General features: G+C 41.7%; 26 protein-coding genes and 1 pseudogene. All 27 read right to left on the reverse strand.

Translation table 11 applies throughout. The features are described 5' to 3' along the window. Positions 1 to 9: 9 nt before the first annotated feature. The 27 genes and pseudogenes from map to rpsG all read right to left on the reverse strand — a co-directional run bounded on the left by map (position 10) and on the right by rpsG (position 16,722). On the reverse strand, positions 10 to 756 hold the full coding sequence (map, locus tag ACXAFV_RS00910) for a type I methionyl aminopeptidase (RefSeq protein WP_475123864.1): 747 nt from the start codon (positions 754 to 756) through the stop codon (positions 10 to 12). Beyond that, positions 756 to 1,406 (reverse strand): adenylate kinase, encoded by a 651-nt coding sequence (locus ACXAFV_RS00915; RefSeq protein ID WP_475123865.1) that lies wholly within the window; start codon positions 1,404 to 1,406, stop codon positions 756 to 758. Before ACXAFV_RS00915 ends, map begins: the two co-directional genes overlap by 1 nt. A 62-nt stretch (positions 1,407 to 1,468) precedes the next feature. Further along, a complete protein-coding gene (secY, locus tag ACXAFV_RS00920) occupies positions 1,469 to 2,761 on the reverse strand; it encodes a preprotein translocase subunit SecY (RefSeq protein WP_475123867.1) in 1,293 nt (430 codons plus the stop codon). Beyond that, positions 2,761 to 3,201: a 50S ribosomal protein L15 gene (rplO, locus tag ACXAFV_RS00925; protein ID WP_175986362.1), complete on the reverse strand. Its 441-nt coding sequence runs from the start codon at positions 3,199 to 3,201 to the stop codon at positions 2,761 to 2,763. The genes secY and rplO overlap by 1 nt, the downstream gene beginning before the upstream one ends. A 32-nt stretch (positions 3,202 to 3,233) precedes the next feature. Beyond that, a complete protein-coding gene (gene rpmD, locus ACXAFV_RS00930; protein WP_032085287.1) occupies positions 3,234 to 3,416 on the reverse strand; it encodes a 50S ribosomal protein L30 in 183 nt (60 codons plus the stop codon). Between the two features lie 13 nt (positions 3,417 to 3,429). Next, on the reverse strand, positions 3,430 to 3,930 hold the full coding sequence (gene rpsE, locus ACXAFV_RS00935; protein WP_175986360.1) for a 30S ribosomal protein S5: 501 nt from the start codon (positions 3,928 to 3,930) through the stop codon (positions 3,430 to 3,432). Between the two features lie 21 nt (positions 3,931 to 3,951). Beyond that, entirely contained in the window at positions 3,952 to 4,314 is a 363-nt protein-coding gene (rplR, locus tag ACXAFV_RS00940) for a 50S ribosomal protein L18 (protein WP_172255409.1), read from the reverse strand. Between the two features lie 34 nt (positions 4,315 to 4,348). After that, positions 4,349 to 4,888, reverse strand: a complete 540-nt coding sequence (rplF, locus tag ACXAFV_RS00945) for a 50S ribosomal protein L6 (RefSeq protein ID WP_475123869.1) — start codon at positions 4,886 to 4,888, stop codon at positions 4,349 to 4,351. Between the two features lie 30 nt (positions 4,889 to 4,918). Next, positions 4,919 to 5,317: a 30S ribosomal protein S8 gene (rpsH, locus tag ACXAFV_RS00950; protein WP_475123871.1), complete on the reverse strand. Its 399-nt coding sequence runs from the start codon at positions 5,315 to 5,317 to the stop codon at positions 4,919 to 4,921. Between the two features lie 30 nt (positions 5,318 to 5,347). Next, positions 5,348 to 5,533, reverse strand: coding sequence for a type Z 30S ribosomal protein S14 (locus ACXAFV_RS00955; protein WP_010191505.1), 186 nt, complete (start codon positions 5,531 to 5,533; stop codon positions 5,348 to 5,350). 24 nt (positions 5,534 to 5,557) lie between these two features. Continuing rightward, complete coding sequence (rplE, locus tag ACXAFV_RS00960) at positions 5,558 to 6,097, reverse strand: 50S ribosomal protein L5 (RefSeq protein ID WP_224878082.1); 540 nt, start codon at positions 6,095 to 6,097, stop codon at positions 5,558 to 5,560. A 26-nt stretch (positions 6,098 to 6,123) separates the two neighbouring features. Beyond that, on the reverse strand, positions 6,124 to 6,435 hold the full coding sequence (rplX, locus tag ACXAFV_RS00965) for a 50S ribosomal protein L24 (RefSeq protein ID WP_475123872.1): 312 nt from the start codon (positions 6,433 to 6,435) through the stop codon (positions 6,124 to 6,126). A 36-nt stretch (positions 6,436 to 6,471) separates the two neighbouring features. Beyond that, entirely contained in the window at positions 6,472 to 6,840 is a 369-nt protein-coding gene (gene rplN, locus ACXAFV_RS00970; protein ID WP_032085280.1) for a 50S ribosomal protein L14, read from the reverse strand. 45 nt (positions 6,841 to 6,885) lie between these two features. After that, on the reverse strand, positions 6,886 to 7,149 hold the full coding sequence (rpsQ, locus tag ACXAFV_RS00975; RefSeq protein WP_032085279.1) for a 30S ribosomal protein S17: 264 nt from the start codon (positions 7,147 to 7,149) through the stop codon (positions 6,886 to 6,888). A gap of 20 nt (positions 7,150 to 7,169) precedes the next feature. Beyond that, positions 7,170 to 7,373, reverse strand: coding sequence for a 50S ribosomal protein L29 (rpmC, locus tag ACXAFV_RS00980; RefSeq protein WP_032085278.1), 204 nt, complete (start codon positions 7,371 to 7,373; stop codon positions 7,170 to 7,172). After that, entirely contained in the window at positions 7,363 to 7,797 is a 435-nt protein-coding gene (gene rplP / locus ACXAFV_RS00985; RefSeq protein WP_032085277.1) for a 50S ribosomal protein L16, read from the reverse strand. The genes rpmC and rplP overlap by 11 nt, the downstream gene beginning before the upstream one ends. Before the next feature lie 2 nt (positions 7,798 to 7,799). Then, entirely contained in the window at positions 7,800 to 8,456 is a 657-nt protein-coding gene (rpsC, locus tag ACXAFV_RS00990) for a 30S ribosomal protein S3 (protein WP_172253791.1), read from the reverse strand. 3 nt (positions 8,457 to 8,459) lie between these two features. Beyond that, positions 8,460 to 8,801 carry a 50S ribosomal protein L22 gene (gene rplV / locus ACXAFV_RS00995; RefSeq protein ID WP_032085275.1) on the reverse strand — a complete coding sequence of 114 codons (342 nt, stop codon included), beginning with the start codon at positions 8,799 to 8,801 and terminating at the stop codon, positions 8,460 to 8,462. A gap of 19 nt (positions 8,802 to 8,820) precedes the next feature. Next, positions 8,821 to 9,099 carry a 30S ribosomal protein S19 gene (gene rpsS, locus ACXAFV_RS01000; protein ID WP_034765978.1) on the reverse strand — a complete coding sequence of 93 codons (279 nt, stop codon included), beginning with the start codon at positions 9,097 to 9,099 and terminating at the stop codon, positions 8,821 to 8,823. Positions 9,100 to 9,159: 60 nt separating this feature from the next. Next, entirely contained in the window at positions 9,160 to 9,990 is an 831-nt protein-coding gene (gene rplB, locus ACXAFV_RS01005; RefSeq protein WP_475123873.1) for a 50S ribosomal protein L2, read from the reverse strand. A gap of 31 nt (positions 9,991 to 10,021) precedes the next feature. Beyond that, positions 10,022 to 10,307: pseudogene (rplW, locus tag ACXAFV_RS01010) on the reverse strand (50S ribosomal protein L23). Continuing rightward, positions 10,307 to 10,930, reverse strand: coding sequence for a 50S ribosomal protein L4 (gene rplD / locus ACXAFV_RS01015; protein WP_475123875.1), 624 nt, complete (start codon positions 10,928 to 10,930; stop codon positions 10,307 to 10,309). Before rplD ends, rplW begins: the two are co-directional and overlap by 1 nt. Before the next feature lie 30 nt (positions 10,931 to 10,960). Continuing rightward, on the reverse strand, positions 10,961 to 11,593 hold the full coding sequence (rplC, locus tag ACXAFV_RS01020; RefSeq protein ID WP_475123877.1) for a 50S ribosomal protein L3: 633 nt from the start codon (positions 11,591 to 11,593) through the stop codon (positions 10,961 to 10,963). 35 nt (positions 11,594 to 11,628) lie between these two features. Beyond that, positions 11,629 to 11,937, reverse strand: a complete 309-nt coding sequence (gene rpsJ / locus ACXAFV_RS01025; RefSeq protein ID WP_007085291.1) for a 30S ribosomal protein S10 — start codon at positions 11,935 to 11,937, stop codon at positions 11,629 to 11,631. An 864-nt stretch (positions 11,938 to 12,801) separates the two neighbouring features. Next, on the reverse strand, positions 12,802 to 13,992 hold the full coding sequence (gene tuf / locus ACXAFV_RS01030; protein ID WP_475123878.1) for an elongation factor Tu: 1,191 nt from the start codon (positions 13,990 to 13,992) through the stop codon (positions 12,802 to 12,804). A 130-nt stretch (positions 13,993 to 14,122) separates the two neighbouring features. Further along, complete coding sequence (fusA, locus tag ACXAFV_RS01035) at positions 14,123 to 16,201, reverse strand: elongation factor G (protein ID WP_032085268.1); 2,079 nt, start codon at positions 16,199 to 16,201, stop codon at positions 14,123 to 14,125. A 50-nt stretch (positions 16,202 to 16,251) separates the two neighbouring features. Next, positions 16,252 to 16,722 carry a 30S ribosomal protein S7 gene (gene rpsG, locus ACXAFV_RS01040; RefSeq protein ID WP_034765993.1) on the reverse strand — a complete coding sequence of 157 codons (471 nt, stop codon included), beginning with the start codon at positions 16,720 to 16,722 and terminating at the stop codon, positions 16,252 to 16,254. Positions 16,723 to 16,727 lie beyond the last annotated feature (5 nt).

Below are 16,727 nucleotides of genomic sequence, written 5' to 3' on the forward strand. Positions count from 1 at the left end.
CACCTTCACTTAGGCTTTCGTCAATATCTCATAGCCTTCTTCAGTAATTGCAATGGTGTGTTCAAAGTGCGCACACATTTTATCATCAACTGTCACAACTGTCCAGTTATCTGATAACGTTCTAACATATCGACTTCCTGCATTAACCATTGGTTCAATAGCCAGTACCATGCCAGGCTTTAAGCGAGGACCTTTGTTAGGCGGTCCATAATGAGGAATCTGAGGGTCCTCATGTAAGTCTTGACCAACTCCGTGTCCTACATACTCTCGAACGATAGAAAAGCCATTTGCTTCAACAAAAGTTTGAATACTATGAGAGATATTCGACAGACGTTCGCCTGGTTTAGCTTCCTTAAGCCCCAGATATAAAGATTCCTCTGTTACATCAAGAAGCTTCCGGGTTTCATCATCAATCTTACCAACTGGATAAGTCCAGGCCGAGTCTCCATGATAGCCGTTATATTTCGCACCGATATCGATGCTGATAATGTCGCCGTCCTTTAACACCCGATCTCCCGGAATTCCATGAACCAGCTCGTTGTTGACTGAAGCACAGATGCTGCCACGAAACCCATTATACCCTTTAAAAGATGGAATTGCATCATGTTTACGAATGAATTTTTCAGCAATAGCATCCAATTCTTTCGTCGATATTCCTGGTGAAATATACTTTTGCAATTCCGCATGAGTCAATGCCACAATCCTGCCGGCTTGGCGCATGATCTCAATCTCTCTCGGAGTTTTACAAATGATCATTATGAAAGGCCTCCAAGTAATACATCAATGTCAGAAAACACTTTATCGATGTCTTGTTGACCGTCAATGTTTTTGAGATAGCCTTTATCTTCGTAGTAAGCCAAAAGTGGTTGAGTTTGTTTGATGTTTACGTCCAGGCGATTTTGAACTGTTTCTTCGTTATCATCAGCACGCTGATACAATTCTCCGCCGCAGCGATCACAAACGCCCTCTTCTTTTGGTGGATTAAAGACAAGATGATAAGTAGCGCCGCACTCTTTACAGATTCTGCGACCTGTCAAGCGCCCCATCAGGATGTCCTTATCTACATCTATATTAATGACATAATTCATCTTTTTACCAAGATCAGCAAGGATGTTTTCAAGTGCCTCTGCCTGAGCTACCGTTCTTGGAAACCCATCTAGTAAGAAGCCTTTGCCACAATCCTCTTTGCCTAAACGTTCACGGACAATTCCGATTGTTACTTCATCAGGAACAAGATCGCCATTATCCATGAAAGATTTAGCTTTCAAGCCAAGCTCAGTGCCGTCTTTGATGGCAGCACGGAACATATCACCAGTCGAAATATGAGGGATACCATATTTTTCAACGATTTTCTCAGCTTGAGTGCCTTTTCCTGCGCCTGGTAAGCCCATAAGAACTATATTCACTCGAACTCCCCCTCAAATGTCTATAAAATGGCTTCAGGAACAGAACGTTCCCGAAAACCCTCTTATTTAATGAACCCTTTGTAGTGACGTTTCACTAGCTGTGCTTCCAATTGCTTCATCGTCTCAAGAGCAACACCAACGACGATCAAGAGACTTGTTCCGCCAATTTGTGCCGCAGGAGGCAGTCCAGCGAAGTTAATGAAGAACACTGGAAGAATGGAGATCACAGATAAGAAAATAGCCCCTACAAATGTTAGGCGGTACAGAACGCGAGTGAGATACTCTTGTGTGGTTTTACCTGGACGGATACCAGGGATATATCCACCTTGCTTCTTCAAGTTTTCCGCCATTTGCTCCGGATTTACTTGAATGAAAGCATAAAAGTACGTAAACGCAACAATCAATGCAACATAGATGATCATCCCGACTGGCTTCGTATAATCAAAGATGTACTGAATTGTACTAGTCACATCATTATCTCCGAAGAAAGTGGAAATAGTCTGAGGAGTGATGATAAAAGAAATCGCGAAGATTACTGGAATAACACCCGCAGCATTCACTTTCAATGGAAGATGCGTTGATTGTCCGCCAACCGGACTGCGTCCCACTAAACGTTTTGCATATTGAATCGGAATTTTACGAAGTGCTTGTTGAATAAACACTGTACCAACCACGATTGCAATAACTGCCAATACTAAAAGTGCAAGAACGACAATGCGAAGGAAAAGTTGTTCGCCTGCTCCTTCGATTTGCTGAGCATAGATTTGGTTTACAGTGTTAGGAATCGCAGCCACGATACCTGCAAAGATCAGGATCGAGATACCATTTCCAACACCTTTAGCTGTAATCTGTTCACCCAGCCACATAAGAAAAGCCGTACCGGCTGTCAATACCAATGCGATTAACAGGTACGTGCTTACTCCAGGACTTTGGATAAGCATTCCACCATAAATCCGGTTAAAGCCGTAGGACATTCCTAAAGCTTGGATAAAACCTAGAATAATCGTGAAATAACGAGTGAACTGAGCTAATTTACGGCGGCCGACTTCACCTTGCTTCGACCATTCAGTGAACTTCGGAACAACGTCCATTTGAAGCAGCTGAACAATGATTGAAGCCGTGATGTAAGGCATGATTCCCATCGCGAAGATGGAGAAATTCTGCAGCGCACCACCGCCAAATGTATTCAGGAATCCAAGAATTCCTGCCTGGTCTTGCATCTTCAGTACATTTGCGTCAACGTTTGGCACCGGAATGAAGGTACCAAGACGGAAGACGACTAACATTAAAAGGGTGAAGATAATTTTATTTCTTATATCACCCACGCGCATAAAATTGGAGATAGTTTGAAACATTAGATCACCTCGGATGTACCGCCAGCAGCTTCGATAGCTTCTTTAGCAGTGGTTGAGAATTTGTGTGCTTTTACTGTAAGCTTTTTCTCGATTGAACCTTTACCAAGAATCTTAATTCCTGCTTTTTCGTTACTTACTAAACCAGTTTCAACTAGTAAAGTAGGAGTAACTTCTGTACCATCTTCGAAGCGATTCAATGCGTCAAGATTGACGATTGCATATTCTTTACGGTTGATGTTCGTGAAACCGCGTTTTGGTAAACGTTGGAACAAAGGAGTTTGACCACCTTCGAATCCAGGACGTACTCCTCCACCAGAACGAGCGTTTTGTCCTTTATGACCTTTACCAGCAGTTTTACCATTACCAGAACCAATTCCGCGTCCTACACGGTTGCGGACTTTACGAGAACCTTCTGCAGGTTGTAACTCATGTAATTTCATGTCGGCACCTCCTTATTATCGAAATAACTCGATTATTTTTCTGTTACCGTTACAAGGTGAGCAACTTTGTTAATCATACCGCGGATAGCAGCATTATCTTGTTGCTCAACTGTTTGGTGCATTTTGCGAAGTCCTAAAGCTTCAACAGTTTTACGTTGATCTTGTGGACGACCAATAACACTTCGAGTGAGGGTAATTTCTAGTTTGTTAGCCATCGTTATCCCTCCCTTATCCTAGTAGTTCTTCTACTGATTTACCACGTAATTTAGCTACGTCTTCAGCACGCTTTAATTGTTTTAAACCTTCGATTGTTGCACGAACCATGTTAATTGGAGTGTTGGATCCTAGTGATTTAGAAAGGATATCTTGTACCCCGGCTAATTCTAGTACCGCACGAACAGGTCCACCAGCAATAATTCCTGTACCCGCAGAAGCAGGCTTGATAAGAATTTGACCAGCACCAAATCGTCCAGTTACTACGTGAGGAGTTGTACCTCCAACCATAGGAACTTCAATTAGATTTTTCTTCGCATCTTCAATCGCTTTACGGATTGCATCTGGAACCTCTTGAGCTTTACCAGTTCCGAAACCAACGTGACCGTTTTTGTCGCCTACTACTACAAGAGCAGCGAAACGGAAACGACGTCCACCTTTAACAACTTTCGCAACACGATTGATTGTAACTACGCGTTCTTCAAATTCTAGTTTGCTTGGATCAATACGACGCATCTGGATTGTCCCTCCTTTTTATTAAAATTCTAAGCCGTTTTCACGAGCTGATTCAGCTAAAGCTTTGATACGGCCATGGTATAAGTATCCACCACGGTCAAATACTACAGATTTTAAACCTTTATCTGCTGCACGTTTCGCAACTAGTTCTCCAACTTTCGCTGCTGCTTCAACAGTGTTAGTGGATTCTAATCCGAAATCTTTATCTTTAGAAGATGCACTTGCAAGAGTAACACCGTTCATATCATCGATAATTTGAGCATAGATGTTTTTGTTAGAACGGAAAACGTTCAGACGAGGACGAGTTTCAGTTCCAGTAATTTTAGAACGTACACGGGCATGTCTTTTCTTACGTGTTTTGTTCTTATCTGGCTTAGTAATCACCTACGGTCACTCCTTTCTTATTGCCTACGCGGCATTATTTACCTGTTTTACCTTCTTTACGACGAACATATTCACCTTCGTAGCGAATACCTTTTCCTTTGTAAGGCTCAGGAGAGCGTACTGCACGAATGTTAGCTGCTAATGCACCAACACGTTCTTTATCGATACCTTTGATTGAGATCTTAGTGTTTGATGGTACTTCGATCTCGATGCCTTTTTCAGCTTCGATTTCAACTGGGTGAGAGTACCCAACGTTAAGCACAAGCTTAGCACCTTGTTTTTGAGCACGGTAACCTACACCGACAAGCTCAAGATTTCTTTCGAATCCTTTAGATACACCTTCAACCATGTTCGCGATCAAGGCACGAGTTGTACCGTGTAACGCGCGGTGTTCTTTTGCATCAGAAGGACGCGTAACTGTTACTGTGTTACCTTCTAATTCTACTTTAATATCAGAACTGAATGTACGAGAAAGTTCACCTTTAGGTCCTTTTACAGTTACTAGGTTATCTTCACCTACTGTAAGAGTAACGTCAGATGGCATTTCGATAGGCTGTTTTCCTACACGTGACATCCTGTTGCACCTCCATTCATTTAAAAACTATTACCAAACGTAAGCTAATACTTCTCCGCCCACTTGTTGTGCACGAGCTTCTTTATCAGTTAAAACACCTTGAGAAGTGGAAACAAGTGCGATACCTAATCCGTTTAATACTTTAGGTACTTCTGTAGATTTTGCATATACACGTAAACCTGGTTTAGAGATACGCTTTAATCCAGTGATTACGCGCTCGTTGTTTGAACCATATTTTAAGAAAATGCGGATAACACCTTGTTTGTTATCTTCAACATATTCTACGTCACGTACGAAACCTTCACGTTTGAGGATTTCAGCGATTTCTTTCTTGATGTTAGAAGCAGGAACTTCTAGTCTTTCGTGACGAACCATGTTCGCATTACGGATGCGAGTAAGCAAATCTGCAATTGGATCTGTCATTGTCATAATAATTTACCTCCTTCCCAATATAGGGTATTACCAACTAGCTTTCTTAACGCCAGGAATCTGACCCTTGTATGCAAGTTCACGGAAACAAATACGGCAAAGCTTGAATTTACGGATAACTGAGTGAGGACGTCCGCAACGTTCGCAACGTGTGTACGCTTGAACATTATGCTTTGGCGTGCGTTTTTGTTTCGCAATCATTGATTTTTTAGCCACATTTTCGCCTCCCTTATATAGCGATTACTTTTGGAATGGCATTCCGATTTGAGTCAATAACTCACGAGCTTCTTCGTCTGTTTTAGCAGTAGTTACGATAACGATATCCATACCGCGTACTTTAGACACTTTATCATAATCAATCTCAGGGAAAATCAATTGCTCTTTAACACCTAGAGTGTAGTTACCGCGACCGTCGAATGCTTTTTTAGAAACACCGCGGAAGTCACGTACACGTGGAAGTGATACAGAGATTAATTTATCTAAGAATTGGTACATACGCTCTCCGCGAAGAGTAACTTTTGCACCGATAGGCATACCTTCACGAAGACGGAAGCCTGCGATAGATTTTTTAGCTTTTGTTACAACAGGTTTTTGACCAGTGATTTGAGTCAATTCGTCAACTGCTACATCAAGAGCCTTTGAGTTTTGAACTGCATCACCGATACCCATGTTGACAACGATCTTTTCAACTTTAGGTACTTCCATTACTGATTTGTAATTGAATTTGCTCACTAGAGCTGGGCTGATTTCACTTTGAAATTTTTCTTTTAGGCGGTTCATTCAGAATACCTCCCTTCTTAATCGAACTATTTATCTAGAACTTCACCTGATTTTTTTGCTACACGTACTTTTTTACCGTTTTCCGTTTTGTAACCTACACGAGTTGCCTCGTTAGATTTCGGATCTAGAAGCATTACGTTTGACACGTGGATAGATGCTTCCTGGCTGATGATTCCACCTTGAGGGTTCATCTGTGAAGGCTTAGCGTGTTTTTTCACAACGTTGATTCCTTCAACAAGCACTCGGTCTTTCTTAGGGAACGCAGCAAGAACAGTTCCTGTTTTGCCTTTGTCTTTCCCGGTGATGACCACTACTTTATCGCCTTTTTTTACATGCATTTCATCGCACCTCCTTGAATGGCCAATGCTAATCTATTAAAGAACTTCTGGAGCTAAAGATACAATTTTCATAAAGTTGCTGTCACGCAATTCACGAGCAACAGGTCCGAAGATACGAGTTCCACGTGGTCCTTTATCGTCACGGATGATTACACATGCGTTCTCGTCGAACTTGATGTAAGTACCGTCTTGACGGCGTACACCAGACTTAGTACGAACGACTACAGCCTTAACTACGTCACCTTTTTTAACAACGCCACCTGGTGTTGCTTGTTTTACTGTACATACGATTACATCACCGATGTTAGCAGTCTTGCGTCCAGAACCGCCAAGAACTTTAATCGTTAATACTTCACGAGCACCAGAGTTGTCAGCAACTTTTAAACGTGATTCTTGTTGAATCATGTAGGTTACCTCCCTTCGGAATTACAAATTATCCGAGCAAATATATTAGATAATAACTGCTTTTTCAACAACTTCTACTAAACGGAAACGTTTCGTAGCAGATAGTGGACGAGTCTCCATGATACGTACGATATCGCCTACTTTTGCTTCGTTGTTCTCATCATGAGTTTTAAACTTCTTAGAGTACTTTACGCGCTTGCCGTATAGAGAATGCTTTTTATAAGTTTCTACCATAACCGTTACTGTTTTATCCATTTTGTCGGAAACAACACGGCCAGTGTAAACCTTACGTTGGTTGCGGTCACTCATTTAAGCAAACCTCCTCTCATTTATCGATTGTTAACCCCGATCTCTCTTTCACGGATTACAGTTTTCATACGAGCGATCCCTTTGCGGACTTCACGGATGCGGGCTGTGTTTTCAAGTTGGCCAGTCGCAAGTTGGAAGCGAAGGTTAAATAACTCTTCTTTCAGAGTTTTGACTTTTTGTTCAATTTCGGCAGTGGTTAGGTCACGAATTTCATTAGTTTTCATTTGATTCACCACCAATTTCTTCTCGTTTTACAAACTTGCATTTAACAGGAAGTTTGTGTGCTGCAAGACGAAGAGCTTCACGAGCTACCTCTTCAGAAACACCAGCTACTTCAAACATGATTTTTCCAGGCTTAACTACTGCTACCCAACCTTCTGGAGCCCCTTTACCAGAACCCATACGTACTTCTAGAGGTTTAGCAGTGTAAGGTTTATGAGGGAAGATTTTAATCCATACTTTACCGCCACGTTTCATGTAACGAGTCATAGCGATACGAGCAGATTCGATTTGACGGTTTGTTATCCAAGAAGCTTCTGTAGCTTGTAAACCGTATTCACCGAACGCAACTTCTTGACCGCCTTTAGCACGACCACGCATTTTACCACGGTGTTCGCGACGATGTTTAACGCGTTTAGGTAATAACATAATTATTTGCCTCCTTCCTCAGATTTCTTTCTTGTAGGAAGAACCTCTCCACGGTAGATCCATACTTTAACACCAAGCTTACCATAAGTAGTGTCAGCTTCTTCATGAGCATAGTCAATGTCAGCGCGTAGAGTATGAAGTGGAACAGTACCTTCACTGTAATGTTCAGCACGAGCGATGTCAGCTCCGCCTAAACGACCAGATACCTGTGTTTTGATTCCTTTTGCACCAGCACGCATCGCACGTTGGATCGCTTGCTTTTGAGCACGACGGAAAGAAACACGGTTTTCTAGTTGACGAGCAATGTTTTCTGCTACTAATTTAGCATCAACGTCAGCTCTTTTGATTTCAACGATGTTGATGTGTACACGTTTTGAAGTCAATTCGTTAAGAGCTTTACGAAGAGCTTCAACTTCTGTACCACCTTTACCGATAACCATACCAGGTTTAGCTGTATGAACAGTAATGTTGATACGGTTTGCAGCGCGTTCGATTTCCACTTTGGAAACAGATGCGTCTACTAAACGTTTTGCAATATATTCACGTACTTTTAAGTCTTCGTGTAAAAGTGTAGCGTAATCTTTGTCTGCGTACCATTTAGACTCCCAATCACGAATTATACCGACACGAAGTCCGACCGGATGTACTTTTTGACCCACGGATTATCCCTCCTTCTTTTCTGATACTACAAGTGTAATGTGACTTGTACGTTTGTTGATTTGACTTGCACGACCCATCGCACGTGGACGGAAACGTTTAAGTGTTGGTCCTTCATTTACATAAGCCTCAGTTACGATCAGGCTGTTAATATCCATGTCATAGTTATGCTCTGCGTTTGCGATAGCAGATTTAAGTACTTTTTCAACGACTGGTGAAGCTGCCTTAGGCGTGTGCTTAAGAATCGCAACTGCTTCTCCAACTTGCTTACCTCGGATTAGATCGATGACTAAACGTACTTTACGAGGAGCAATACGTACTGTTCTAGCAACAGCTTTTGCTTGCATTAGGATACCCTCCTCTCAATTAGCGTCTTGTTTTCTTATCATCACTTGCATGACCTTTGTAGGTACGAGATGGTGCGAATTCACCAAGCTTGTGTCCTACCATGTCTTCAGTGACGTATACAGGTACATGTTTACGACCATCGTAAACTGCGATAGTGTGACCGATGAATGCTGGGAAGATCGTTGAACGACGAGACCAAGTCTTTACAACTTGCTTGCCTTCAGTTTCGTTCAATTTTTCGATCTTTGTCATTAAATGATCATCAACAAAAGGTCCCTTTTTTAAGCTACGACCCATGTTTGAACCTCCCTTCGTGATTGGTCTACGGCTCTAGATGCGAACCGTAGTTCAACCCCGTTATTTTTTGCGACGACGCACAATAAATTTATCTGATTTGTTGTTTTTCTTACGTGTCTTGTATCCAAGAGTAGGTTTGCCCCATGGAGACATTGGTGATTTACGTCCGATTGGCGCACGTCCTTCACCACCACCGTGTGGGTGATCGTTAGGGTTCATTACAGAACCACGAACTGTTGGGCGCTTACCTAACCAGCGAGAACGTCCAGCTTTACCGATGTTGATAAGTTCGTGCTGTTCATTTCCAACTTGACCTACTGTAGCGCGGCAAGCAGAAAGGATCATACGAGTCTCACCAGAGTTAAGGCGTACAAGAACGTACTTACCTTCTTTACCAAGTACTTGTGCAGATGTACCAGCAGAACGTACCAGCTGACCACCTTTACCTGGTTTAAGTTCGATATTGTGTACTACTGTACCAACAGGGATGTTGATAAGTGGTAACGCATTACCTACTTTGATATCTGCTTCAGGTCCAGACATTACTTCCATACCTACTTCGATTGACTTAGGTGCAAGGATGTAACGCTTTTCTCCATCAGCGTAGTTGATTAGTGCAATATTTGCAGAGCGGTTTGGATCGTATTCGATCGTAGCAACGCGTCCAGGTATACCATCTTTATCACGCTTGAAGTCGATGATACGGTATTGACGCTTATGACCGCCGCCTTGATGACGAACTGTTAACTTACCTTGGTTGTTACGGCCACCCTTTTTATGCAGGGGTGCTAAAAGTGACTTTTCCGGAGAATCCGTAGTGATTTCAGCGAAATCAGATGAAGTCATACCGCGACGACCATTAGAGGTAGGTTTATACTTTTTAATCGCCATGTTTTTCCCTCCTCTTCTTAATTAAAGAATTTTATACTTCAAAGAATTCGATTTCTTTACTATCAGCAGTAAGCTTAACGATTGCTTTACGACGCTTGTTAGTGTAACCAGCGTGTTTACCCATACGTTTGAACTTACCTTTGTAGTTCATGATGTTAACTTTGTCTACTTTTACGTCAAAGATTTCTTCAACAGCATCTTTAACTTGAGTTTTGTTCGCTCTAGTATCAACTTCGAACGTATATTTTTTTCTCAGACATAAGATCTGTAGAAGCTTCTGTAATTACGGGGCGCTTAATGATTTCACGTACATCCATTATGCAAGCACCTCCTCTACTTTTTCAACAGCTGATTTAGTCATCACTAGTTTGTCGTGTCCTAATACATCAAGAACGCTGATTCCATCTGCAGGAACAACTGTTACACCAGGGATGTTACGAGCTGAAAGTGCTACGTTTTCATCAAGACCATCAGTAACGACTAATGTTTTAGCGTTAAGTGAAAGACCTTTAAGAACGTTAGCAAATTCCTTTGTTTTTGGAGCATCAAATGATAATGCTTCTAATACTAAGATGTTCTCTTCCACTACTTTAGAAGAAAGAGCAGATTTGATCGCTAAGCGACGAACTTTCTTAGGTAATTTGTAGCTGTAGCTGCGTGGAACTGGTCCAAATACAACACCACCGCCGCGCCATTGTGGAGAACGGATTGACCCTTGACGAGCACGACCTGTTCCTTTTTGACGCCATGGTTTACGTCCACCGCCACGTACTTCAGAACGATTTTTTACTTTATGATTTCCTTGACGTAATGAAGCTCTTTGCATTAATACTGCTTCAAACAGTACATGTTTGTTTGGTTCAATACCAAATACAGAATCATTAAGTTCGATATCACCAACTTTAGAACCTGATTGGTTAAATAATGCTACTTTCGGCATTCTTATTTCCTCCTTTCCTGGAAAGTTATATTATTTAGCTGCTTTGATAGCCGTTTTAACTTTGATAAGTTGTTTCTTAGGTCCAGGTACATTACCTTTAACTAAGATCAGGTTGCGTTCTGCATCCACTTTCACGATTTCAAGGTTTTGAATCGTGATTTGCTCTCCACCCATGCGTCCAGGTAGTAATTTACCTTTGAATACGCGGTTCGGATCGACAGGACCCATTGAACCAGGACGACGGTGATAACGAGAACCGTGAGACATAGGTCCGCGAGATTGGTTATGACGCTTGATAGCACCTTGGAAACCTTTCCCTTTTGAAACTCCTGTTACATCTACTACATCGCCTGCAGCGAAAATATCAACTTTGACTTCTTGACCAACTTCGTACTCTTCTACGTTTACACCGCGGATTTCACGGATGAAGCGCTTAGGAGCAGTTTCAGCTTTAGCAACGTGGCCTTTCTCTGGCTTGTTTGAAAGCTTTTCGCGTTTGTCTTCGAAACCAACCTGGATCGCATCGTATCCATCAACATCTACAGATTTCTTTTGAAGAACAACGTTTTGAGCAGCTTCAATTACAGTTACAGGGATAAGATCACCGTTTTCAGCAAAAACTTGAGTCATACCGATCTTTCTTCCTAAGATTCCTTTGGTCATAAGTCACACCTCCTGTTAATTATGATTTTATAAGATTAAAGTTTGATTTCGATATCTACACCAGATGGTAAGTCTAAACGCATAAGCGCATCAACTGTTTGTGGTGTTGGGTTCACAATGTCGATTAAGCGTTTGTGTGTACGCATCTCGAATTGCTCACGAGAATCTTTGTATTTGTGCACAGCACGTAAGATTGTGTAAACAGACTTTTCTGTTGGTAGTGGGATCGGTCCAGAAACCGCCGCACCAGAACGTTTTGCTGTTTCAACAATTTTCTCAGCTGATTGATCAAGAATTCTGTGATCATAAGCCTTTAAACGAATACGAATCTTTTGTTTTGCCATTATTTTCCCTCCTTTTTCGCCTATTTTTGAATAGACATTCTCCATGGAAATTTCCCACACACTCGCCATGGCAAAGCGGCCGGGTGTGTCAGCAACCTTCCATTTCATCGCAGTCAAAGACCAACATTGTCTATTATAACTAAAACACCTAGAAGATGCAAGGGTTTCTTACAAAATCTATTTGTTTCGCACACTTTCTCTATTATACAAACTGGGTGGGTGAAATTCAAGTGTATGTGGAGTTTTCACAATATTTAATAATGAATGATGGAAGCAGGTTTATATTGTGATAAATAGATTGGTTTCGGGTAGTTTTATTATATAGAAGAAACTTGGTTTTTTATTGAGATCGTATGATTGGGTTTTCGAGGGTGGTTCTGATTTCATGGGATTTTGTTTCGGTTGTTTCGGTTGTTTCGGTCGGTGGATGGGGTTTGAATTTGACACTGTTGATCGGGACTCAAAGCTTAAGCGTCTCTTTTGTGATTAGAATTATTCTTATAAGATCGTAAATTTTGATTTAGGATCATAAATCTCAAATTGGGATCATAAATTCCAAATCAGGATCATAAATCTCAAATCAGGATCATAAATTCGAAATGAAGATCACAAAATTGCCATTGGCATCATATATCCAAGGAAAGTATCTTGTTTAGGCGAGCACACACTTTAAATCTAAAGAAAATCCCCAAAAATACTCGTGCAAAACTATAAAGTCGATTAAATCTAACCCTGCACAAACCAAATCTCCAGAAAAACGAGAACCCACATAACATGCCGGATCCAATAACGACTAGAAATACAATTAGACATGCAATAAAAAAACAGATGGACAAAAGTCCATCTGTTTTATATCATCAATGATTACTCAGTGATAGTTGCTACTACTCCAGCACCTACAGTACGTCCACCCTCACGGATAGAGAACTTAGTACCTTCTTCGATAGCGATTGGAGCGATAAGCTCAACAGTCATTTCGATGTTATCGCCAGGCATAACCATTTCTACACCTTCAGGAAGGTTACAGATACCAGTTACGTCAGTTGTACGGAAGTAGAACTGAGGGCGGTAGTTAGTGAAGAATGGAGTGTGACGTCCACCTTCTTCTTTAGAAAGAACGTAAACTTCTGCTTTGAACTTAGTGTGTGGAGTGATTGTACCTGGTTTAGCAAGTACTTGACCACGTTGGATATCGTCACGGGATACACCACGAAGTAGCGCACCGATGTTGTCTCCAGCTTCAGCATAATCAAGAAGCTTACGGAACATTTCTACACCAGTAACTGTAGTCTTTTTAGACTCTTCAGCGATACCGATGATTTCGATTTCGTCACCAACTTTAACTTGTCCACGCTCAACACGTCCAGTAGCAACTGTACCACGACCTGTGATTGAGAATACGTCCTCAACAGGCATCATGAATGGCTTTTCAGTGTCACGCTCTGGAGTTGGGATGTAGCTGTCTACAGCTTCCATAAGTTCGAAGATTTTCTCTTCCCACTCAGCATCTCCTTCTAGAGCTTTAAGAGCAGAACCTTTGATTACTGGTACGTCATCACCAGGGAAATCGTACTCAGAAAGAAGGTCACGTACTTCCATTTCTACTAATTCAAGTAGCTCTTCGTCGTCTACCATGTCACATTTGTTCATGAATACAACTAGGTAAGGTACACCTACTTGACGAGAAAGAAGGATGTGCTCACGAGTTTGTGGCATTGGACCATCAGCAGCAGATACTACTAGGATACCACCGTCCATTTGCGCAGCACCAGTGATCATGTTTTTAACATAGTCAGCGTGTCCTGGGCAGTCAACGTGTGCATAGTGACGAGTTTCAGTTTCATACTCAACGTGTGCAGTAGAGATTGTGATACCACGTTCTCTTTCTTCTGGAGCACCATCGATTTGGTCATAAGCCATTGCAGTTCCACGACCATACTTCTTGTGAAGTGTAGTTGTGATTGCAGCAGTTAATGTAGTTTTACCATGGTCAACGTGACCGATTGTACCGATATTCGCATGTTGCTTGGAACGATCAAATTTTTCCTTACCCATTTGAAAATCCTCCTTTAATTTTAAAAGAAATAAGTATATTGTTAGGTTATTTTCAGAAGTGGATTGCCCCACCTCTGAAAATGTACTAGCTTACAATAGTATTTATACTTTATTGAAGGGAATAAATCAATTATTCACCTTTATTTTTTTTGATGATTTCTTCAGAAATCGACTTAGGTACTTCTTCGTAGTGATCGAAGTGCATGGAGTATGTTCCGCGTCCTTGTGTGTTAGAACGTAGAGACGTTGCATATCCAAACATTTCAGAAAGTGGTACGAACGCTTTAACGACTTGAGCGTTACCGCGTGCTTCCATACCTTCTACACGTCCACGACGGGAAGTAACGTCACCCATGATATCTCCAAGGTATTCCTCAGGGATAACAACCTCTACCTTCATCATTGGCTCTAAGATTACCGGCTTACATTTAGAAGCGGCATTCTTAAGTGCCATTGAAGCAGCGATCTTAAACGCCATTTCAGAGGAGTCAACATCATGGTATGAACCATCGAATAATCTTGCTTTAACATCAACAAGTGGGAAACCAGCAAGTACACCATTTTCAAGTGCATCTTCAAGGCCGGCTTGTACTGCAGGGATGTATTCACGTGGAACAACACCACCAACGATACCGTTCTCGAATTCGAATCCTTTACCTTCTTCGTTAGGCGCGAATTCGATCCAAACGTGTCCAAATTGTCCACGTCCACCAGATTGACGAGCGAACTTACCTTCAACTTTAGCCGTATCACGGAAAGTCTCACGGTAAGATACTTGAGGAGCACCTACGTTTGCTTCTACTTTGAATTCACGTTTCATACGGTCAACGATGATATCTAAGTGAAGCTCACCCATACCCGCGATGATAACTTGTCCAGTTTCCTGGTCAGTATGCGCACGGAATGTTGGATCTTCCTCTTGAAGTTTTTGCAGGGCAGTAGTCATTTTATCTTGGTCAGCCTTTGATTTAGGCTCAACAGATAGAGAGATAACAGGCTCTGGGAATACCATAGATTCAAGAATAACAAGATTCTTTTCATCACATAGTGTATCTCCAGTACTTGTATCTTTAAGACCAACTGCTGCTGCGATATCCCCAGCGTAAACGCTTGAGATCTCTTCACGGGAGTTAGCGTGCATTTGAAGGATACGTCCTACACGTTCACGCTTGCCTTTTGAAGAGTTTCTTACGTATGAACCTGACTCTAAGATACCAGAGTACACACGGAAGAATGTTAATTTACCAACATAAGGGTCAGTTGCAACTTTGAACGCCAAAGCAGAGAATGGAGCATCGTCTGAAGATGGACGAGTTACTTCTTCTTCTGTTTCAGGAACAAAACCTTTGATATCTTCAACGTCTGTTGGCGCTGGAAGATAATCGATAACTGAGTCAATTAATAATTGAACCCCTTTGTTTTTGAAGGCTGATCCACAAACTACCGGATAGAACTCAACAGTTAGAGTTGCTGTACGGATAGCAGCTTTAAGCTCATCATTTGTAAGCTCTTCGCCTTCTAGGTATTTCATCATTAACTCTTCATCAAGTTCAGAAACTGCTTCGATTAATTTTCCGCGGTATTCTTCAGCTTGATCTTTGTACTCATCAGGAATGTCACGAGCTTCTGCACGTGTTCCAAGGTCATCTTCATAGAAATAAGCTTTCATTTCTACTAAGTCAATGATCCCTTCGAAATCATCTTCAGCACCGATAGGAAGCTGAATTGGATGTGCATTTGCTTGTAAACGCTCATGAAGAGTTTTTACAGAGTAAAGGAAGTCAGCACCGATTTTGTCCATTTTGTTAACGAACACAACACGAGGAACCCCGTAAGTTGTTGCTTGGCGCCATACAGTTTCAGTTTGAGGCTCAACACCAGATTGAGCATCAAGTACTGCTACCGCACCATCAAGTACACGCAGGGAACGTTCAACTTCAACAGTGAAGTCTACGTGTCCAGGTGTATCGATGATGTTGATACGATGGCCTTTCCATTGAGCTGTTGTCGCAGCAGATGTGATCGTGATACCACGCTCTTGCTCCTGCTCCATCCAGTCCATTTGAGAAGCACCTTCGTGAGTTTCTCCAATTTTATGGATACGACCAGTGTAAAATAGGATACGCTCAGTTGCAGTTGTTTTACCGGCATCGATGTGTGCCATGATACCGATATTACGAGTGTTTTCTAAGGAGAACTCTCTTGGCATGTGGTCTTTCTCCTTCCTTATATGAGTGTGATTTGTTTGTTAATTAAAGATTACCAGCGATAGTGAGCAAACGCTTTGTTCGCTTCAGCCATCTTGTGTGTATCTTCACGCTTCTTAACAGAAGCACCAGTGTTGTTAGCTGCATCAAGGATTTCGTTAGCTAAACGCTCTTCCATAGTCTTCTCACCGCGAAGACGAGAGTAGTTTACTAACCAACGAAGACCTAGAGTCGTACGACGCTCAGGGCGAACCTCAACAGGTACTTGGTAGTTAGAACCACCAACACGACGAGCTTTAACTTCTAATACCGGCATGATATTTTTCAAAGCTGCATCGAATACTTCCATTGCATCTTTCCCAGAACGCTCGCTGATGATATCAAACGCAGCGTATAATTTCTTTTGAGCTTTACCTCTTTTACCGTCAATCATAATTTTGTTGATTAAACGAGTAACTAATTTAGAATTGTACATTGGATCAGGTAAAACGTCTCTTTTTGCTACAGGACCTTTACGTGGCATGTGAT

It is taken from the genome of Rossellomorea sp. ABR4_012 (assembly GCF_056159545.1).

Coding starts and splice junctions, on each gene's coding strand:
- map (WP_475123864.1), bottom strand. CDS start 756: ATGATCATTTGTAAAACTCCGAGAGAGATTGAGATCATGCGCCAAGCC.
- secY (WP_475123867.1), bottom strand. CDS start 2,761: ATGTTTCAAACTATCTCCAATTTTATGCGCGTGGGTGATATAAGAAAT.
- rplO (WP_175986362.1), bottom strand. CDS start 3,201: ATGAAATTACATGAGTTACAACCTGCAGAAGGTTCTCGTAAAGTCCGC.
- rpmD (WP_032085287.1), bottom strand. CDS start 3,416: ATGGCTAACAAACTAGAAATTACCCTCACTCGAAGTGTTATTGGTCGT.
- rpsE (WP_175986360.1), bottom strand. CDS start 3,930: ATGCGTCGTATTGATCCAAGCAAACTAGAATTTGAAGAACGCGTAGTT.
- rplF (WP_475123869.1), bottom strand. CDS start 4,888: ATGTCACGTGTAGGAAAACAGCCTATCGAAATGCCATCTGACGTTACT.
- rpsH (WP_475123871.1), bottom strand. CDS start 5,317: ATGACAATGACAGATCCAATTGCAGATTTGCTTACTCGCATCCGTAAT.
- rplE (WP_224878082.1), bottom strand. CDS start 6,097: ATGAACCGCCTAAAAGAAAAATTTCAAAGTGAAATCAGCCCAGCTCTA.
- rplX (WP_475123872.1), bottom strand. CDS start 6,435: ATGCATGTAAAAAAAGGCGATAAAGTAGTGGTCATCACCGGGAAAGAC.
- rplN (WP_032085280.1), bottom strand. CDS start 6,840: ATGATTCAACAAGAATCACGTTTAAAAGTTGCTGACAACTCTGGTGCT.
- rpsQ (WP_032085279.1), bottom strand. CDS start 7,149: ATGAGTGACCGCAACCAACGTAAGGTTTACACTGGCCGTGTTGTTTCC.
- rpmC (WP_032085278.1), bottom strand. CDS start 7,373: ATGAAAACTAATGAAATTCGTGACCTAACCACTGCCGAAATTGAACAA.
- rplP (WP_032085277.1), bottom strand. CDS start 7,797: ATGTTATTACCTAAACGCGTTAAACATCGTCGCGAACACCGTGGTAAA.
- rplV (WP_032085275.1), bottom strand. CDS start 8,801: ATGCAAGCAAAAGCTGTTGCTAGAACAGTACGTATTGCTCCTCGTAAA.
- rpsS (WP_034765978.1), bottom strand. CDS start 9,099: ATGGGTCGTAGCTTAAAAAAGGGACCTTTTGTTGATGATCATTTAATG.
- rplB (WP_475123873.1), bottom strand. CDS start 9,990: ATGGCGATTAAAAAGTATAAACCTACCTCTAATGGTCGTCGCGGTATG.
- rplD (WP_475123875.1), bottom strand. CDS start 10,930: ATGCCGAAAGTAGCATTATTTAACCAATCAGGTTCTAAAGTTGGTGAT.
- rplC (WP_475123877.1), bottom strand. CDS start 11,593: ATGACCAAAGGAATCTTAGGAAGAAAGATCGGTATGACTCAAGTTTTT.
- rpsJ (WP_007085291.1), bottom strand. CDS start 11,937: ATGGCAAAACAAAAGATTCGTATTCGTTTAAAGGCTTATGATCACAGA.
- tuf (WP_475123878.1), bottom strand. CDS start 13,992: ATGGGTAAGGAAAAATTTGATCGTTCCAAGCAACATGCGAATATCGGT.
- fusA (WP_032085268.1), bottom strand. CDS start 16,201: ATGCCAAGAGAGTTCTCCTTAGAAAACACTCGTAATATCGGTATCATG.
- rpsG (WP_034765993.1), bottom strand. CDS start 16,722: ATGCCACGTAAAGGTCCTGTAGCAAAAAGAGACGTTTTACCTGATCCA.